This window comes from Micromonospora sp. NPDC049201 (genome assembly GCF_055586805.1).
This window is the reverse complement of the sequence record NZ_JBVJHM010000003.1, coordinates 530,886-547,577: the sequence shown is the minus strand read 5'-3', so window position 1 is coordinate 547,577 and position 16,692 is coordinate 530,886. Positions and strand designations below refer to the sequence as shown.

The following is a 16,692-nucleotide window of genomic DNA, read 5'->3' as shown; positions in this document are numbered from 1 at the left end:
GACCGCCTACGAGTGGCGAAAACGGCAAATCCTGGACGCCAGAGCCGACAAAGTGGCAGCTTAGAGGGCATGGCGGAATCCGGAGTCAACCCGACGGCGGCGGCCCTGCTCGGCCTGCTGCACGACGGCCCGATGACTGGCGGCCAGTTGATGGCCGCCGCCGAGCGCCGGCTGGCGCCGTACTGGTCGATGACCCGTAGCCAGGTCTACCGGGAGCTGCCGGTGCTGGCCGAGAAGGGTCTGGTGCGTCTCGGCAAGCCCGGGCCGCGGATGAGCCAGCCGTACGCGCTCACGGCGGCCGGGAAACGGACATTCTCCCGCTGGCTCGCGGAGAATCCCGGCAAGGACACCATCCGCAACCCGGTGGCGCTGCGGATCGCGTTCGGCAACCTGCACTCGGCGAGCCAGCTCAAGAACCTGTACGCCTCGGCCAACGAGTACCACACCGAGGCGCTGGCGGCGGTGCGCGAGCAGGTCAAGAACGCGAAGAAGGAGGGCGACGGCTACGATGCCAGCGCGCTGGAGTTCGCGGTCGCCTACCACCGGGCGGCGCTGTCCTGGCTGAAGACCGCGCCGGCCGGCTGACCACCTGCGGCGAACGCGCTGGACTAGCAGCGCAGACTTTTCGCGCGTGACTGCGGGGCTCGCAAGCTCACTCCTCGGACGCGCCGGTAGTCTTGTCTGTCGTGACCGCTGCCGATTATGCCGAACAGCTCAAGGAACTCGACGCCACGCTGCGCAACATCGAGGCCGTGCTCGACCTCGACAAGCTGCGCGAGCAGAAGGCCCGCCTGGAGCAGGAGGCCTCCGCGCCCGACCTGTGGGACGACCAGGCCAAGGCGCAGGCGGTGACGTCGCAACTGTCGTACGTCAACGGCGAGATCGGCCGGCTGGGTGACCTGCGCTCGCGGCTCGACGACGCCGGCGTGCTGCTGGAGCTGGCCCAGGCGGAGTCCGACCCGGCCGCGCTGACCGAGGTCGAGTCGGAGATCACCGGGCTGACCAAGGCCATCCAGGAGATGGAGGTCCGCACGCTGCTCTCCGGCGAGTACGACTCCCGGGAGGCGCTGGTCGCCATCCGGGCCGGGGCCGGTGGCGTGGACGCCGCGGACTTCGCCGAGATGCTGCTGCGGATGTACCTGCGCTGGGCGGAGCGCCACGGCTACCCGACCGAGGTCTACGAGACGTCCTACGCCGAGGAGGCGGGACTGAAGTCGGCCACCTTCACGGTGAAGGTGCCCTACGCCTTCGGCACGCTCAGCGTGGAGTCCGGCACCCACCGGCTGGTCCGGATCAGCCCGTTCGACAACCAGGGCCGCCGGCAGACCAGCTTCGCCGGCGTCGAGGTGCTGCCCGTGGTGGAGCAGACCGACCACATCGACATCCCCGAGAACGAGATGCGGATCGACGTCTACCGGTCCTCCGGCCCGGGTGGGCAGAGCGTCAACACCACCGACTCGGCGGTCCGGATCACCCACATCCCGACCGGCATCGTGGTCACCTGCCAGAACGAGAAGTCCCAGCTCCAGAACAAGGCGTCCGCGCTGCGGGTGCTCCAGGCCCGGCTGCTGGAGCGCAAGCGGCAGGAGGAGCAGGCCAAGATGGCCGGCCTGAAGACCGACGCCGCCGGCTCGTGGGGCGACCAGATGCGGTCGTACGTCCTGCACCCGTATCAGATGGTGAAGGATCTGCGTACCGAGCAGGAGACGGGCAATCCGTCCGCGGTCTTCGACGGCGAACTGGACAGCTTCATCGAAGCGGGTATCCGCTGGCGGAAGCAGCAGCAGCTCACTGCTGACAGTGCGTGATCACCCTCGGACGCAGCGCGTCATCGATCTCGGTCTGACCCGGCGAATCGATGACGCGCACCGCATCTGAGGGGCGTGGGGCTTGGCTCTGCGGTTACACCGCGTAGACTCTCGACCCGTGATTCAGCTTGAGCAAGTGACGAAGACGTACCCGAAGGCGTCCCGGCCTTCGCTCGACAACGTGTCCGTCTCGATCGAGAAGGGCGAGTTCGTCTTCTTCATCGGTCCATCCGGCTCCGGCAAGTCCACCATCATCAAGTTGCTGCTGCACGAGGTCACGCCCAACAAGGGTCGCGTCGTCGTCAACGGCAAGGACGTCACGTCGATGCGTTCCTGGAAGCGACCCCACTTCCGGCGTTCCATCGGCTGCGTCTTCCAGGACTTCCGGCTGCTGCCGAACCGCACCGCGTACGAGAACGTGGCGTTCGCGCTGGAGGTGATCGGCAAGACGAAGGCGGTCGCCCGTCGGGTCGTACCGGAGGTGCTGGAGCTGGTCGGTCTCGGTGGCAAGGAGCACCGCTACCCGCACGAGCTCTCCGGTGGTGAGCAGCAGCGTGTGGCGGTGGCTCGGGCGTTCGTGAACCGGCCGCTGATCCTGCTGGCCGACGAGCCCACCGGAAACCTGGACCCGGACACCTCGATCGAGATCATGCGCCTGCTGGACCGGATCAACCGCACCGGCACGACCGTCGTGATGGTCACGCACGACTCCAACATCGTGAACCAGATGCGGCGCCGGGTGATCGAGATCGAGAGCGGCCGCATCGTGCGCGACCAGGCCCGCGGCGTCTACGGCTGAGCCGACAAGGCAGCCCGAAGACCCCGACGACGAACACCTCACGCCGGAGAGCCGGAGGAATATCCCGATGCGGATGAAGTACGTCCTGTCCGAGGTACTGGTCGGACTGTGGCGAAACGTGACCATGACAGTCGCCATGATCATCACCATGGCGGTGTCGCTGTTCATGCTGGGCGGCAGCGGCCTTCTGTACCAGAAGGTCGGCGACATGAAGGATCTCTACTACGAGAACGTCCAGGTGTCGATCTTCCTGAAGACCGACGTCCAGGAGCAGCAGCGGACCGACCTGGAGACCAAGCTCAAGGCCGACCCGCTGGTCAAGGACGTCACGTACGTCAACAAGGACGAGGCGTACAAGCGCTTCCAGCAGATGTACGCCGACGCGCCCGACCTGGTGAACGCGGTCAAGGCCGACCAGCTGCCCGAGTCGTTCCGGATCACGCTGAACGACCCGCAGCAGTACAAGCAGATCTACGACCAGTACAAGACCGCCGAGGGCATCGACACGATCGTCGACCAGTCCAAGCTGCTCGACAAGGTCTTCGGCGTGCTCACCGGCATCCAGAACGGCGCGTTGGCGCTGGCCATCGTGATGGCCGCCGCCGCCCTGCTGCTGGTCGCGAACACCATCCAGGTGGCCGCGTACAGCAAGCGCCGTGAGGTCGCGGTCATGAAGCTGGTCGGCGCCTCCAACTGGTTCATCCAGGCGCCGTTCGTGCTGGAGGCGGTGGTGGCCGGCCTGATCGGCTCCATCCTCGGCCTGCTCGCGCTGATCGGCGTGAAGACACTCGCGGCCGGCAGCTCGATGGCGGCGCTGGAGGGCCTGATCACCCCGATCTCCTGGTCCGAGATCTTCCTGACCTTCCCGCTGATGGCCGCCGTCGGTGGCCTGGTCAGCGCCATCACCGCATGGGTCACGCTCCGCTTCTACCTGCGGGTCTAGTTACCCGTGCGGCTCTGGCGAAGAGCCCTTCCGCGCCGGAATAAACGGCGCGGGAGGGCTCTTGTGGTTCCGGTAGCATGATCTTCGCTCGTCGGCCGCCGGCCGGGAGCCGGCGGAAAGGGGGTGGCGCCGATGCCACGGGAAAAGGGTCGCAAGGTGGTCGCCTCCAACAAGAAGGCGCGGCACGACTACGCCATCCTCGACACGTACGAGGCGGGCATGGCGCTGACCGGCACCGAGGTGAAGTCGCTGCGGGCCGGTCGGGCGTCGCTGGTCGACGCGTTCGCCCAGGAGCGCGACGGCGAGCTGTACCTGCACGGCATGCACATCCCGGAGTACACGCAGGGCACCTGGACCAACCACGAGCCCCGGCGGACCCGCAAGTTGCTGCTCAACCGGTTGGAGATCGACCGGCTGATCGGCAAGACCCGCGAGGGCGGCCTGACCATGGTCCCGTTGCAGGTCTACTTCTCGGACGGCTGGGCCAAGGTCGAGATCGCCCTGGCCAAGGGCAAGAAGTCGTACGACAAGCGGCAGGATCTGGCCAAGCGGGACGCCGACCGGGAGATCCAGCGGGTGGCGGGCCGACGCGGCAAGGGCATGGACGACTGATTCATCATCTTTGTCCGGTTCGGCGCGTCCGACCGGGGCTCGGGATGAAACCCGTTGCGGGAGGCGTTAGGCTTGTCAGTGCCACCACGTTGGTGGCCTGTCGAGGGGGTGACTGGTTTCGACTTCGTACGCAGCGACAGGGGAAGCGAGCCGAGGAAGCCGACGTCGTCTCGAGAATCGGTCGTCGGAAACCAATAAGCGCCAAGAACAATCGCGCTGACTTCGCTCTCGCCGCCTGAGGCGAGTAGCAAGTCTGTCGGCCTGGGAGCGCCTTCGACCCAGTTAGCCGGCATCAGCTAGAAGGCTGGCCAATCGGACCCGGTCGCGGGGTCCGTGCGGCGAGATTAATCAGCGACTGGGCCCGTCACACCAACTTGCTCGCGTGAGCGGTGGGGCCGAGTAGAGGCACAGCGAGCTGCGCTCGGAGAAGCCCTGACAAACCGGCGAAGGACCCGGGTTCGATTCCCGGCACCTCCACCACCTTGACCTGTGCGCCCCGGTCCACCGGACCGGGGCGCACAGTCGTCCCCGTCCCCGTCCCAGTCCTCCCGCGCCCCCGGGGCCGCGATGCCCCCGCCCCGAACGCGATGCCCCCGCCCGCGATGCCCCCCGAACGCCGGGCCGAGCCGTCCCCGAACGCCGGGGGCGCGATGTCCCGGCGCCCTGTTTCACGGAAATAGTGGCTAACTGGGCCCCGAAGGCCACTCTTTCCGTGAAACAGGCGCATTGCGCGGCGCGTGGGGCGGCGCGTGGCGTGGGGCGCGGCGCGTGGGGCGGCGCGTGGCGCGGCGCGTGGGGCGTGGGGCGCGGCGCTTGAGGGCTGCGCGTGAGACCCCGTGAGGTGCTGGGCTGCGCGAGGCGCGTGGGGTGGGCACGGGGTGGGGGAGGTAGGGAACCGGAGGTGGGGGATCGGCGTCTGATCCGTATGCGCCGATCGATCGCCCTGCTCGGGCTGCCGCTGCTGGTCCTCTCCGGATGCGCCGCGCCCGGCGTCGGGTCGGGCGGGCCGCCGCCCGCCGGCCCGGACCAGCGCCCCGCGTTCACCAAACGGGCCGACGAGGTGGCCGCGCGGTGGCAGCCCGATCCGCGGTGGCGCGACGGATACGTCCCGCTCCAGGACGCCACCGTGCTCGCCGGCGATCCGGCCTTCACCGAGGAAGCCAAGGTGGCGTTCGCCGCCGGCTGGTACCGGGACCAGATCGCGATGCCGACCCGCGTTCCGCCGCAGGGCTCGATCCGCTTCCCCGACGGTGTGCTGCGGGTGCCGCTGGTCAGCGCCGCCGACGCGTACGCCCAACTGGACCGGGGCGATCCGCCGCCCTGCGACGGTCGCCCCCGTGGACCGGAGCCGGCCGACCCGACCGCCGCGCCGGGCCCGGACGACCCGGTGTCGACCAGCGCGCCCACCCCGTGCATCCCGCTCACCGTCACCTCGGTGCGGCTGGGCAGCGCGCCGGTGTGGACCAGCCGGGGCCGGGCCGAGGTCCCGGCCTGGCTGTTCACGGTGGCGGAACTGGCCGCGCCGGTGGCCCGGCTGGCGGTCGCGCCGCGCGCGGTCGGCACGGTGCCCGGTGGCGCGGCGGACACCGGCCCGCTGCCGGCCGGCCTGGTCGCCGCGCAGGAACTGCGGACGGTGGCGGCCGACCGGCTCGACTACCTGGTCGGCGTCGGCGCCTGCGACGGCGCGCCGACCCCGCTGGTGCGGGAAGGACCGGACGTGGTGGTGGTCGGTGCCGCAGTGGTCCCCGCCACCGGCCCCTGCACCATGCAACTCGCGATGAAGCCGGTCAGCGTCCCGCTCACCGCCCCGCTGGGCGACCGAACGGTTCTGGACGTCGGCAGTGGCGCGCCGCTGATCGTCCGCGCCGGCGGGTGAGGGTCACAGGAGCCGGGGCACCTCGGTGCTGATCGGCACCGGCAGCACCGTGGGCCGGTCCGCGGCCAGCGCCCGGGCCAGCGCCGGCCCGAGCGCGTCCGGCGACGCCACCACCTCGGCCGCGCAGCCGTAGCCGCGGGCCACCGCCGTGACGTCCAGTCCGGGCAGGTCCAGCGCCGGTACGCCCGGGGTGTGCTTCAGCTCGGCGAACGCCTTCAGGATCGCGTACTGCTGGTTCACCGGGACCACGACGGGCAGCGCCAGGCCCAGCCGCGCCGCGGTCCACAACGCCTGCACCGAGTAGTGGATTGAGCCGTCACCGATCACCGCGACCACCGGCCGGCCCCGCCCGGTGTCCCGCTCGGCCAGCGCCAGGCCCACCGCCGCCGGCAGCCCGAACCCCAGTCCGCCGCTGGCCATGGTGAAGTACGAGCGCGGCCGGTCGATCCGCAGCCGACGGCGCAGTGCGGCCAGGTTGGACGGTGACTCCTGCACCAGCACCCCGTCGGCCGGCCAGGCGGCGGCCAGCGCCGAGAAGAGCGCGTCCGCGCTGGGCGGCTCGGCCGGCTCGGGCGGGGCGGGCGGATCCCGGGGCGGCGGCGCGGGCCGGTCGGCCGGCGGGAGCAGCTCCCGCAGCGCGGCCAGCACCAGCTTGGCGTCGCCGAGCAGGCTCTCCCCGACCGGGGCCCGGCCCGCCTCGTCCGGGTCGTCGGTGACGTGCAACAGCCGGGCGTCGTCGGGCAGGTAGTCGCCCGGCACGTGCGGGTAGTAGCGGAACACCGGGGCGCCCACCACCAGCACCACGTCGTGGCCGCGCAGCGCCGCCGACAGCGGCCCGATCGCGTACGGCAGCACGCCCCGGAACTGCGGGTGATCCTCGGGGAAGACGGCCCGTTCCGGTGCCGGGGCGGCCCAGACCGGGGTGGCCAGCCGTTCGGCCAGCGCGACCGCCTCCGGCCAGGCGTCGGCCCGGTCCACGGCCGCGCCCAGCACCAGCACCGGGGCGCGGGCGGTGGCCAGCGTGGTGGCGAAGCCGCGCAGCCGGTCCGGGTCCGGCCCGATCCGGGTGGCGACGGTACGCACCGGCGGCGGCGGGTCGGCGGGCCGGTCCCAGTCGTCCATCGGCAGGGACAGGAAGACCGGCCCGGTGGGCGGCTGCGCCGCTGTGGCGTACGCCCGCATGAACGCCGCCGGGATGTCCTGCGCGCGGGCCGGCTCGTGCGCCCACTTGACGTACGGCTGGGCCAGCTCGACCGCCCGGGGGCTGGCCAGGCGCGGCTCGATCAGCAGCATCTCGCGGGTCTGCTGGCCGGCGCTGACGATCAGTGGGGTCCGGTTGTGCCAGGCGGTGACCAGGTTGCCCATGCCGTTGCCGGTGCCCGGCGCGGTGTGCAGGTTGACGTGCGCGGGCCGCCCGGTGCCCTGGGCGTAGCCGTCGGCCATGGCGACCGCGGACGCCTCCTGGAGCGCGTGCACGTAGTGGAAGTCGGCCGGGAAGTCGGCGAGGAACGGCTCCTCGGTGGAGCCGGGGTTGCCGAAGACGGTGGTCAACCCGAGCGCGCGCAGCAGGTCGTAGGTGGCCTCGCGGACCGTCGCCATCGCCGGCTGCCTCCGTCCCTGGCCGCGGTGCCGGGGACGGCGTGGCGCCCGGTCCCCGACCCACCGAATCTAGCGGGCCGAGGCGGACTTTTCGGGCGCTTCGCCGGGGTTCAGGGCAGCGGGAACGGCAGCGTGATGCCGTCCAGCGTGGTCCCGCAGGGGCAGTCCCGCGTGGTGGGCAGTGCGGCGACCGCGTCCAGCAGCAGCTCGCGCAGCCGGTCGGTGTTCTCCGCGAAGACCCGGAACACCTCCTCCTGGGTGACCGACTCGCCCGCCTCGACGCCCGCGTCCAGGTCGGTGACAAGCGCGATGGACGTGTAGCAGAGCGCCAACTCGCGGGCCAGCACCGCCTCCGGGTGCCCGGTCATGTTGACCACCGCGCCGCCCATCGAGGTGAACCAGCGAGACTCCGCACGGGAGGAGAAACGCGGCCCCTCGACCACCACCACCGTCCCGCCGTCCACCGCTGGCACGTCCCGCCGGGCCGCCGCGTCCAGCAGCGTCCGTCGCCCGGCCGGGCAGTACGGATCGGCGAACGAGACGTGCACCGCCCCCTGGTCGTAGTAGGTCTGCGCCCGCCCGCTGGTGCGGTCGATGAGCTGGTCCGGCACCACGAACGTGCCCGGACCCAGCTCCGGCCGGAGCCCGCCGACCGCACAGGGCGCCAGCACCTGGCGTACGCCGAGGGAGCGCAACGCCCACAGGTTGGCCCGGTAGGGGATCAGGTGCGGGGGGTGCCGGTGGTCCCGACCGTGTCGCGGCAGGAACGCCACCCGCCGGCCGCCCACCTCGGCGACCGTGATCGGGTCCGACGGCGCCCCGTACGGGGTGTCCACCACGTGCTCCACGCCGTCGAGCAGGGCGTAGAGACCTGACCCGCCGATCACCGCCAGTTCCGCCTGTGCCGCCATCCGGTCCTCCCTCGATCCGTCGCGATCACCCGACGGTCAGACCTTAGCCAGCGGGCGGGACGCAAGCTATGGTGCGTGACATGGCGTTGACAGCGTGGACGGTCGACGACGGAGGGCCCGCACGGGCGCACGGCTGACGGGTGTCGGACATGCAGGGTGAGGGGCAGGCGATCGGTGGCCGAGCCATGGAGTCGATGACCGGACGGCTGCTGGTCGCGACACCCGTGCTCAAGGACCCGAACTTCGACCGTACGGTCGTGCTGCTGGTCGCCCACGAGCCCGGCGGCGCGCTCGGCGTGGTGCTGAACCGGGCCACCGAGGTCCCGGTGGCCGATGTGCTCGGTGACTGGAGCGACCTGGCCCGCGAGCCGGCGGTGCTCTTCGAGGGCGGCCCGGTGCAGCCCGACTCGGCCATCTGCCTGGCCCGGATGCGTCACCCCGTCCAGCCGGTCAAGGGCTTCCACCGGGTCTCCGGCGCGGTCGGCACCATCGACCTCTCGGTCGACCCGGAGAAGCTGCGCGACGCGGTCGGCGGCATCCGGGTCTTCGCCGGCTACTCCGGCTGGGGCGCCGGTCAGTTGGAGCGGGAGATCGAGGAGGGGTCCTGGTTCGTGCTCGACGCGCTGCCCGGCGACGCCTTCGTCGACCGGCCGGACGATCTCTGGCCGATGGTGCTGCGCCGGCAGGGCGGCATGATGGCGGCGGTGGCCCACTTCCCGCCGGACGTGGCGCTCAACTGACCCGGCCGGGGACCCCGCGAGATGACCATGGCGGGCGGCGTGTGTATAGTTCTTCCCGTGCCCGGGTGACCGGGGACGATCGCAAGGGGCCGTGGCGCAGCTGGTAGCGCACCACACTGGCAGTGTGGGGGTCAGGGGTTCGAGTCCCCTCGGCTCCACCCTTGAAATTGCAGGTCAGCGGCCTGGTCGAGTGATCATCGACCGGGCCGCTGATTTTTGTGTCTGGACTGCCGCCGTCGCCGGGGTGCTGACGCTGTGGCGTGGACCACCACTGGCCGACGTGACCGGGTCCGGCTGGGTCGAGGAGCAGGCCGAATACCTGGCCCGCCTGCGACTGGAGGTCGAACGGGCGCTCGTCGACGCCCGGCTGGCCGTCGGCGAGCACAGCCGCCTCGTCCCCGGGTTGGAACGGCTGGTCCGGCAGCACCCCTTCGACGAGCACCTGCACGCGCAGCTCATGCTCGCGCTCTACCTCGACGGCCGGCAGGGCGAGGCGGTCGCCACCTACCGCCGGTTGCGCGACACCCTCCGGGAGCACCTCGGCATCGACCCGAGCCCAGGGCTCCGGGACCTGGAGTGCGCGGTGCTGCGCCAGGACCCCGGCATCGCGGCGCCCGCCCCGGTGGCGGCGCAGACGGCGGTGGCGGCGCAGCTTCCGCCCTCGTTGCCGACGTTCACCGGCCGCGACGCGGAGATCGCCACCCTCGACGCGCTCGCCGGGCGCGGCGGCGCCGTGGTGGTGTCCGGCACCGCCGGCGTCGGCAAGACCGCGCTCGCCGTGCACTGGGCGCGTCGCGCGGCCGGACGGTTCCCGGACGGGCAGCTCTACGCCAACCTGCGCGGCTTCGACCCGGCGGCCACCCCGACCGAACCGGCGAGAGTGCTGCACGGTTTCCTGGCGGCGCTCGGCGTTCCGCCGGCCCGGATGCCCACCGAACCGGACCTCATGGTCAGCCTGTACCGGACGTCGGTTGCGGGCCGGCGTGTGCTGGTGGTGCTGGACAACGCCCGCGACGCGGACCAGGTCCGTCCGCTGCTGCCCGGCTCGCCCGGCTGCCTCGCGATCGTCACCAGCCGCGACCAGCTCGTCCCGCTGGTCGTCACCGAGAGCGCCCAACCGATGAACCTCGATCTCCTGAGCCCCGACGAGGCCCGTGACATGCTGGTCCGCCGACTCGGCGCCGGCCAGGTCGGCGCCGAACCCGCCGCGGCCGACGACATCGTCGCCCGCTGTGCGCGGCTGCCCCTCGCCCTGGCCATCGTCGCGTCCCGGGCGGTGACCAACAGGCACTTCTCGTTGGCCGCGATCGCCGGCGAGTTGGGCGACCCGGCCAGCACCGTCGATGACGGCGGCGTGAGGAGTCTTGCCGCGGGTGTCGACACCACCTGTGACCTGACGCTTCTTGAGTGACGGAACCTCTTGCACAGGCTCCTGTCAGGTCACGAACGCCCAGCAGGTGAGTGCAGCAGCGGGTCACCCGGACAAGCCGACGAATCCCCTAGAAGACACCACGGTCAGTCAGAGGGTGAGTCAGACCGGCCGGGTGACCCGCTCCCACATCATCACTGTCAGGGGTTCGGGTCCCCTCGGCTCGACCCGAGCGAAAACCCCGGTGAGGAACGACGCTCACCGGGGTTTTGTCATGTCACTCCGGGCTCTGTCGCTGGGGCGAGCAGTGCCCGTGGTTATGTCCTGTCAGTGAGCGGTATTCCGTTTCGCCGCGACCGGACAGCGGTCACGGCGGTAGGCGGTGGGCCCGGCCGGCAGTCACCGGCCGGGCCCTCCGATCAGGACTGGAGTGTCCGGCGACGCCTGGCGAGGAAGAACATGATTCCGCCCGAGGTGATCAGGACAGTTCCCACCCCGGCCAGGGCCGGGGCCGTGCCGCCACCGGTCACCGGCAACATGCCGCCGTGTTTGCCGGGACCGCCCGGCCGGCCGGGAGAGCCAGGTGCGCCGGGGCTGCCGGGCGGCCCCGAAGGACCGGGCGCGCCGGGGCTGCCCGGGGCGCCGGGGCTGCCGGGTGCGCCAGGGCTGCCGGGTGCGCCAGGGCTGCCCGGTGCGCCGGGGCTGCCGGGTGCGCCAGGGCTGCCCGGTGCGCCGGGGCTACCTGGTGCGCCAGGTGCGCCGGGGCTGCCGGGTGGGCCCGACGGTCCGGGCGGCCCCGACGGTCCGGGTGGGCCGGTCGGTCCGGCGCACACCGGGGCGGTGATGACATTGGTGTCGAGAGTGACGGCAGCGGTTCGAGCCAGTGCGCGGCCCTGAAGGTTCGCGCCCGTGGCCATCGTGACCGACGCCTGGGCCATGATGGTGCCCAGGAAGGTGGTGCCCGTACCGAGCGTCGCCGAACTGCCGATCTTCCAGAACACGTTGCAGGCCGAAGCGCCGTTGATCAGGACGACGCTGCTGTTCGACGCCGTCGTCAGCGCGGAGTCGACCTGGAAGATGAACACCGCCTGGGGGTCGCCCTGCCCGTTCAGCGTCAGGGTCCCGGTCAGCTGCGCCGCCCCGATCCGGTAGACCCCGGCGTTGAGGGTGTTGCCGCCGAGTTCCGCGGGCAGGTTGGTGAACGGGGTTCGGCCGGCGGCGTCGTTGAAGGCCGTGGTCAGGTCGCTCTGGGCCTGGAGGGCTACCGCGTCGCCGAGGTGGACCTCACCGCCGATGGTCGCCGTCCCGAAGCCCGATGCGGTGTTCCCCGGAAACCTGCCGAGGCTCTGCGCCAGGAAGCTCGGGCCGGTGTTCGTGGGCTCGGCACCGGCCAGGACCGAGAAGTTGCCAGCCGTGCCGAGGTTGACCGGCGCGTCCGCCGCGCTGGCCGCGGTGGAGTTGAAGATCAGCATGGCGACGGCCACGGCGGCACTCGCGGAAGCAGCGAGTACTGACGGGGCCGCCCGCCTCAGGCGATGAACGGTTCGGACTTTCACAGAACACCCTCCGTGGGTACTACTCGCAGGGATGTCATGTGACCGGCCCTGCTCAGGTGACACGTGTGGCACAAGGCGTGCATTGACCACCAAATCACCCAGAAGCGGAAATAGTTGCGCAAACGATACAATTGGACTTTAGTGAGTCGATCTCAGGTGTTGGTGGGCCTCAGCCGGTCGTGCGGCCCGGCGACCACCAGTGCCCAGCAGAGCGCGCCGAATCCGGCCGAGGTCCCGCGCGCTTCCTGGGACTCGCCGCTGGTGCCGCTGCTGGCCACCGAGATCGTCAAGGACGACCCCGGCCAGGAGGCGGTGCTGGACCGCCTGCTCGACCTGCTGCTCATCGCCGCGCTGCGGGAGTGGTTCGACCGGCCGGGAGCGGCGGCGCCCGCCTGGTACCGGGCGTACGCCGATCCGGTGGTCGGGCGGGCCCTGCGGATGCTGCACCACGACCCGGCCCGGCCGTGGACCGTGGCGTCGCTGGCCGCCGGCGTCGGGATCTCCCGGGCGGCGCTGGCCCGGCGCTTCACCGGGCTGGTCGGCGAGCCGCCGATGTCGTACCTCACCGGGTGGCGGCTGGCGCTCGCCGCCGACCTGCTGCGGGAACCCGGCGCCACGGTCGGCGCGGTGGCCCGGCGGGTCGGCTACGGCAGCTCGTTCGCGCTGAGCGCCGCGTTCAAACGCCGGTACGGCACGAGCCCGCGCCAACACCGTTCGTCGACAGGTGGACCCGGTCCTCGGAAGCCGGAATGATATCCACGCCCGTCTAAGGATGGGTGCGGCGGGCCGGAGCCGAACCGGCCGCCCGGGTGTCGGAAGGGGTCGGGATGACGGAGAGCGGGCAGCGCGACTGCTGCGGGGTTGACCGGCGTACGTTCCTGCGTGTCGCCACGCTCGGTGCGGGCGCGCTGGCGGTGGGCGGGGTGATGCCGCCGGGTGCCGCGTATGCCGCGCCGGTCATCTACAACCCGTTCAGCGCCTACCCGATCACCGACACCTGGGAGGGGCACCTCAGCCGGGGCTCGCGCGGCGGCATCGACTTCGGGATGGGGGTGGGGACGCCGCTGCCTGCCTGCGGCGCCGGCACCGTCCAGAACATCCCCTACAACGGTGACGGCGGGCACACCGTCACGATTCACCACGGTGACGGCTACCGCAGTCAGTACCTGCACCTGTCGCAGTTCCTGCTCGCCGACGGCACCGGCGTGGGCGCGGGCACCATCGTGGGTCGCTCCGGCGGCGCGCGGGGCGCGCCCGGGTCGGGCAGCTCGACCGGCCCGCACCTGCACTGGCACATGATCGACCCGGCGGGGACGTACATCAGTCCGCTCGAATACATCGCCCGGAACCCCGCCGCCCAGCCGCGTCAGGTGTTCGAGGCGGCCAGCAACGCCGGGTGGCGGGCGCTGCCGGTCTCCGGCAGCGGCGGCGCGGTGACGGGTTCCGCGGTGGCGTCGATCGGCCAGGGCGACACGAAGATCATCTATTCGCTGAACGGCGGGCGGGTCTTCGAGGCGGCCAGCAACGCGGGGTGGCGGAACCTGTGGACCGGGATCTCCGGCGTGCAGGGCACCGCGTTGGCGGCGTTGAGCCTCGGCGGCGAGAAGCTGATCTACAGCGTGGTGGGCGGATACGTGCACGAGGCGAGCAGCTACAACGGCTGGCGCAACCTCAACAGTGGCATCGGCGGCGTCGCGTCCTCCGCCATCTCGGTGATCGCGCTGGCCGGCGTGAAGTACGTCTACAGCATCGTCGGCGGCTACGTGCACGAGGCGCACAGCGCCAACGGCTGGCGCAACCTCAACACGGGTATCGCGGCGTCGGCGGTGGCGGCGATCACGCTCGGCGACACGAAGATGATCTATTCGCTGAACGGCGGGCGGGTCTTCGAGGCGGCCAGCAACGCGGGGTGGCGGAACCTGTGGACCGGGATCTCCGGCGTGCAGGGCACCGCGTTGGCGGCGTTGAGCCTCGGCGGCGAGAAGCTGATCTACAGCGTGGTGGGCGGATACGTGCACGAGGCGAGCAGCTACAACGGCTGGCGCAACCTGAACAGCGGGGTCCGCGGTGACACGGCGGCCGTGCTGGCGTTGGGCGGCGTCAAGCACATCTACGCCGTCTGACCCGCAGGGTGGACGGTCGGGCCGCCGCGTGGGCGGCCCGACCGGTGGCGTCAGCGGGGACGCCGCGACTTCGGCAGGTCGAACTGGTCCGCCCGGCGGCAGTCCTTCGGGCCGCCGACCGCACCCGGACCGACCCGGTCGAGGGCCTGGCGGGCCCGGTACCGGCCCAGGTTCCAGGCGTACCAGGGGTCGGGCTGGTCGAGGTCGTCGGCGATCCAGCTCAGCGTGCAGCGACGGACCGGGTCGGGGAGCCGGGTGAGGGCGGGCGTGGCGTCGGCGGACAGCGCGCGCAGGTACCAGGCGTCGATCTTGCCGGTCTGCTCGTACCGGAGGGTGTTGCGCCGGGCCGCGTAGTCCTCCGGGTTGAGCACCGCGAGGCCGAGCAGCATCGCCACCGCCAGCGCCACGGTGGTCCCGGGAATCCACCGGCCCCGCCACCGCACACCGGCCGCCAGGATCATCAGGAAGACCGCGCCGAGCAGCAGCTCGAACGCCATCACGAAGATCCGCTCGCCGGTGAAGCTGTAGACCTTCTGGTACGTCCACATCCGGGACAGCGCGGACACCACGATCACCACGCTCAGCGCGCTGAGCAGGCCGAGCAGGACGCGCAGCAGGATCCGTTCGACCGGCCGCTCCCGGCCGGCCCAGCGGCTCACCCCGCCGAGCACCGCCACGGTCAGCAGCGTGACGAAGAGCAACTGCCAGAAGCCGCTGCGGGCGTACTCCGCGTAGCTGAGCCCGGCGACCTTCCGCACGTGCCGCTCGCCGCCGAAGAGCACGGTGAACTGCACCACCACGAAGCCGGCGAAGAGCAGCGTCAGCGCCGCGATGGCCGGCGCCCACTCCAGCAGGCCGAGCCGCCGCCCGCCCGACTGGTCCACGGTGGACAGGTCCGGCGGGGCGGCCAGCGTGTAGACGGCGGCGACCGCGATCAGCCCGCCCACCGCGGCCAGGAACAGCCCGCGGAACACCGTGCCGAGGTCGACCTCGGGCACGACCGTGCCGAGCGCCTCGGAGAACGCCGCGTCGGCCGAGGCGAGCAGGCTGCCGAAGACCACCAGCACCACCACGGTGGCGACCACCGAGACGGTGACCTTGCGGACCGTCGCCGCCTCGGGCGAGGCGGTGACGTGGCCGCGGACCCAGGGCAGCCCCCGGAACGCCGCGAACGGCGTGGCGACCAGGCCGAACAGGATCGAGCGGACCAGCCGGCCGCCGACAATCGCCAGCGTGGCGCAGCCCAGCGCGCCGAGCACGCAGAACGTCACCAGCCACCAGGCGTTGCGGAACGCCGGCACGGCGAGCAGGGCCAGGGCCGCCGCCGCCCAGCCGGCCCGGATCAGCCGGTCGGCGCGGGGCAGCTCGGCGGCGCGGGTGCGGACCGCGAACAGCACCCCGAGGGTGAGCGTGAGCCAGCCGAGGAACCAGCCGATGCCGACCCGGCTCAGCGGGACGAAGACCGCGCTGCCGAGTGCGCCGGCGAGCACCGCGAGCGGCGCCGCCCGGCCGGTGGCTGGTTTCGGGCCGGGCCAGCGCGCGCCCAGGAACGAGGTGCGGGGCGTCCGTGGCCGGGGGGCCCAGCCCGGTGCCGGCGGATGGGTGACCCACGGTCGCATGTCCTGGTGCCCCGGCCCGGGCGCCGCTCCACCGTGGACCGGTGGAAGGACATGCCCGGTGGGCGCCGTCGGGGTGCCCGGGCCGCCCGTCGGCGTGGCCGACACGGCCAGGGCGGCCGGCGTGCCGGAGGCTGTCGGGGTGGCGACCGCCGTGCCCGGGGCCGATGGCGTGCCGGCCGGTGCGGCGGCGCCCGTCGGCGCCGGCGTGCCGGTCGCCGGGGTCGGCCCGGTGCTGGTCGGCGTCGTGGCCGGGACGCTGCCCGGCATCGGCGCGCCGCCGTCCGGTCGCGCGCCGTCCGGTCGTGTCGGACCGGCCGTCGGCGGGGTGGCGTCCGGGGGCCGGGCCGGGGCGGTGGAGGTCGGGGTCTCGACGGCCGGCGGGGCGGCCTGGGCGGGCACGCTGGACGGGGTCTCGACGGCCGGCGGCGCGGCCTGGGTGGGCACGCCGGGCGGCGTCGGCTGGCCGGCGGCCGGGACCAGCGGCACGAACAGCGCGTAGCCCTGGGTGCCGGGCGGTACGACGACCGGGATCGCCCAGGCTGGTTGGCCCTCCCCGCCGGGCCACGGCACCGGGGGCGGTGCGCCCTCCGCCGGGGGCAGCACCAGCAGGTACGGCTGTGCGGTGGGCGGCAGGTCGCCCGTCGGAGACCCGTCCGTGGGGGCGGGACGGGGCGGCTCGGAATGCTGTGCCGGCTCGGGCAAGACGCGCTCCTCGATCACAGGGTGTCGTCACTGTA

General features: G+C 72.3%; 14 protein-coding genes, 1 tRNA gene and 1 other RNA gene. 12 read left to right on the top strand and 4 right to left on the bottom strand.

Annotated elements, in window-relative coordinates:
• Positions 1–69: 69 nt before the first annotated feature.
• From ACZ6O5_RS09650 to ACZ6O5_RS09620, 7 genes are all read left to right on the top strand, one after another.
• Positions 70–585 carry a PadR family transcriptional regulator gene (locus tag ACZ6O5_RS09650; RefSeq protein WP_107157710.1) on the top strand — a complete coding sequence of 172 codons (516 nt, stop codon included), beginning with the start codon at positions 70–72 and terminating at the stop codon, positions 583–585.
• Positions 586–686: 101 nt separating this feature from the next.
• Complete coding sequence (prfB, locus tag ACZ6O5_RS09645) at positions 687–1,808, top strand: peptide chain release factor 2 (RefSeq protein ID WP_465975833.1); 1,122 nt, start codon at positions 687–689, stop codon at positions 1,806–1,808.
• 118 nt (positions 1,809–1,926) lie between these two features.
• Entirely contained in the window at positions 1,927–2,607 is a 681-nt protein-coding gene (gene ftsE, locus ACZ6O5_RS09640; RefSeq protein WP_013284225.1) for a cell division ATP-binding protein FtsE, read from the top strand.
• 67 nt (positions 2,608–2,674) lie between these two features.
• Entirely contained in the window at positions 2,675–3,550 is an 876-nt protein-coding gene (gene ftsX, locus ACZ6O5_RS09635) for a permease-like cell division protein FtsX (RefSeq protein WP_465975831.1), read from the top strand.
• A gap of 132 nt (positions 3,551–3,682) precedes the next feature.
• Positions 3,683–4,162: an SsrA-binding protein SmpB gene (smpB, locus tag ACZ6O5_RS09630; RefSeq protein WP_281943959.1), complete on the top strand. Its 480-nt coding sequence runs from the start codon at positions 3,683–3,685 to the stop codon at positions 4,160–4,162.
• Between the two features lie 104 nt (positions 4,163–4,266).
• Positions 4,267–4,642: a transfer-messenger RNA gene (gene ssrA / locus ACZ6O5_RS09625) on the top strand.
• 445 nt (positions 4,643–5,087) lie between these two features.
• Entirely contained in the window at positions 5,088–6,038 is a 951-nt protein-coding gene (locus tag ACZ6O5_RS09620) for a hypothetical protein (RefSeq protein ID WP_465975917.1), read from the top strand.
• A gap of 3 nt (positions 6,039–6,041) precedes the next feature.
• On the opposite strand, the gene mdlC is transcribed toward ACZ6O5_RS09620, so the two are convergent.
• On the bottom strand, positions 6,042–7,637 hold the full coding sequence (mdlC, locus tag ACZ6O5_RS09615; RefSeq protein ID WP_465975828.1) for a benzoylformate decarboxylase: 1,596 nt from the start codon (positions 7,635–7,637) through the stop codon (positions 6,042–6,044).
• A gap of 110 nt (positions 7,638–7,747) precedes the next feature.
• The gene (locus ACZ6O5_RS09610) at positions 7,748–8,548 is read right to left on the bottom strand and encodes an S-methyl-5'-thioadenosine phosphorylase (RefSeq protein WP_465975826.1); all 801 of its coding nucleotides are present in this window, start codon (positions 8,546–8,548) and stop codon (positions 7,748–7,750) included.
• Between the two features lie 149 nt (positions 8,549–8,697).
• Here ACZ6O5_RS09610 and ACZ6O5_RS09605 point away from each other — a divergent pair, with 149 nt between their 5' ends.
• From ACZ6O5_RS09605 to ACZ6O5_RS09595, 3 genes are all read left to right on the top strand, one after another.
• On the top strand, positions 8,698–9,288 hold the full coding sequence (locus tag ACZ6O5_RS09605; RefSeq protein ID WP_107157788.1) for a YqgE/AlgH family protein: 591 nt from the start codon (positions 8,698–8,700) through the stop codon (positions 9,286–9,288).
• Positions 9,289–9,373: 85 nt separating this feature from the next.
• Positions 9,374–9,446: transfer RNA gene (locus tag ACZ6O5_RS09600), tRNA-Ala, on the top strand.
• Between the two features lie 32 nt (positions 9,447–9,478).
• Positions 9,479–10,699, top strand: a complete 1,221-nt coding sequence (locus ACZ6O5_RS09595; RefSeq protein ID WP_465975824.1) for an AfsR/SARP family transcriptional regulator — start codon at positions 9,479–9,481, stop codon at positions 10,697–10,699.
• Positions 10,700–11,076: 377 nt separating this feature from the next.
• Here the strand turns inward: ACZ6O5_RS09595 and ACZ6O5_RS09590 are convergent, their stop codons facing one another.
• Positions 11,077–12,141 (bottom strand): ice-binding family protein, encoded by a 1,065-nt coding sequence (locus ACZ6O5_RS09590; protein ID WP_465975822.1) that lies wholly within the window; start codon positions 12,139–12,141, stop codon positions 11,077–11,079.
• A 213-nt stretch (positions 12,142–12,354) separates the two neighbouring features.
• On the opposite strand from ACZ6O5_RS09590, the gene ACZ6O5_RS09585 reads away from it, so the two are divergent.
• Positions 12,355–12,966 carry a helix-turn-helix transcriptional regulator gene (locus tag ACZ6O5_RS09585; protein WP_465975820.1) on the top strand — a complete coding sequence of 204 codons (612 nt, stop codon included), beginning with the start codon at positions 12,355–12,357 and terminating at the stop codon, positions 12,964–12,966.
• A gap of 74 nt (positions 12,967–13,040) precedes the next feature.
• The gene (locus ACZ6O5_RS09580; protein WP_465975818.1) at positions 13,041–14,336 is read left to right on the top strand and encodes a M23 family metallopeptidase; all 1,296 of its coding nucleotides are present in this window, start codon (positions 13,041–13,043) and stop codon (positions 14,334–14,336) included.
• A gap of 50 nt (positions 14,337–14,386) precedes the next feature.
• On the opposite strand, the gene ACZ6O5_RS09575 is transcribed toward ACZ6O5_RS09580, so the two are convergent.
• Positions 14,387–16,657, bottom strand: coding sequence for a DUF4153 domain-containing protein (locus tag ACZ6O5_RS09575; protein WP_465975817.1), 2,271 nt, complete (start codon positions 16,655–16,657; stop codon positions 14,387–14,389).
• Between the last annotated feature and the right edge of the window lie 35 nt (positions 16,658–16,692).

Bases quoted from the DNA above. Each gene is read 5' to 3' on its own strand.
- ACZ6O5_RS09610 (WP_465975826.1), bottom strand. From the start codon at position 8,548: ATGGCGGCACAGGCGGAACTGGCGGTGATCGGCGGGTCAGGTCTCTAC.
- ACZ6O5_RS09620 (WP_465975917.1), top strand. From the start codon at position 5,088: ATGCGCCGATCGATCGCCCTGCTCGGGCTGCCGCTGCTGGTCCTCTCC.
- ACZ6O5_RS09650 (WP_107157710.1), top strand. From the start codon at position 70: ATGGCGGAATCCGGAGTCAACCCGACGGCGGCGGCCCTGCTCGGCCTG.
- smpB (WP_281943959.1), top strand. From the start codon at position 3,683: ATGCCACGGGAAAAGGGTCGCAAGGTGGTCGCCTCCAACAAGAAGGCG.
- mdlC (WP_465975828.1), bottom strand. From the start codon at position 7,637: ATGGCGACGGTCCGCGAGGCCACCTACGACCTGCTGCGCGCGCTCGGG.
- ACZ6O5_RS09580 (WP_465975818.1), top strand. From the start codon at position 13,041: ATGACGGAGAGCGGGCAGCGCGACTGCTGCGGGGTTGACCGGCGTACG.
- ftsX (WP_465975831.1), top strand. From the start codon at position 2,675: ATGCGGATGAAGTACGTCCTGTCCGAGGTACTGGTCGGACTGTGGCGA.
- ACZ6O5_RS09605 (WP_107157788.1), top strand. From the start codon at position 8,698: ATGCAGGGTGAGGGGCAGGCGATCGGTGGCCGAGCCATGGAGTCGATG.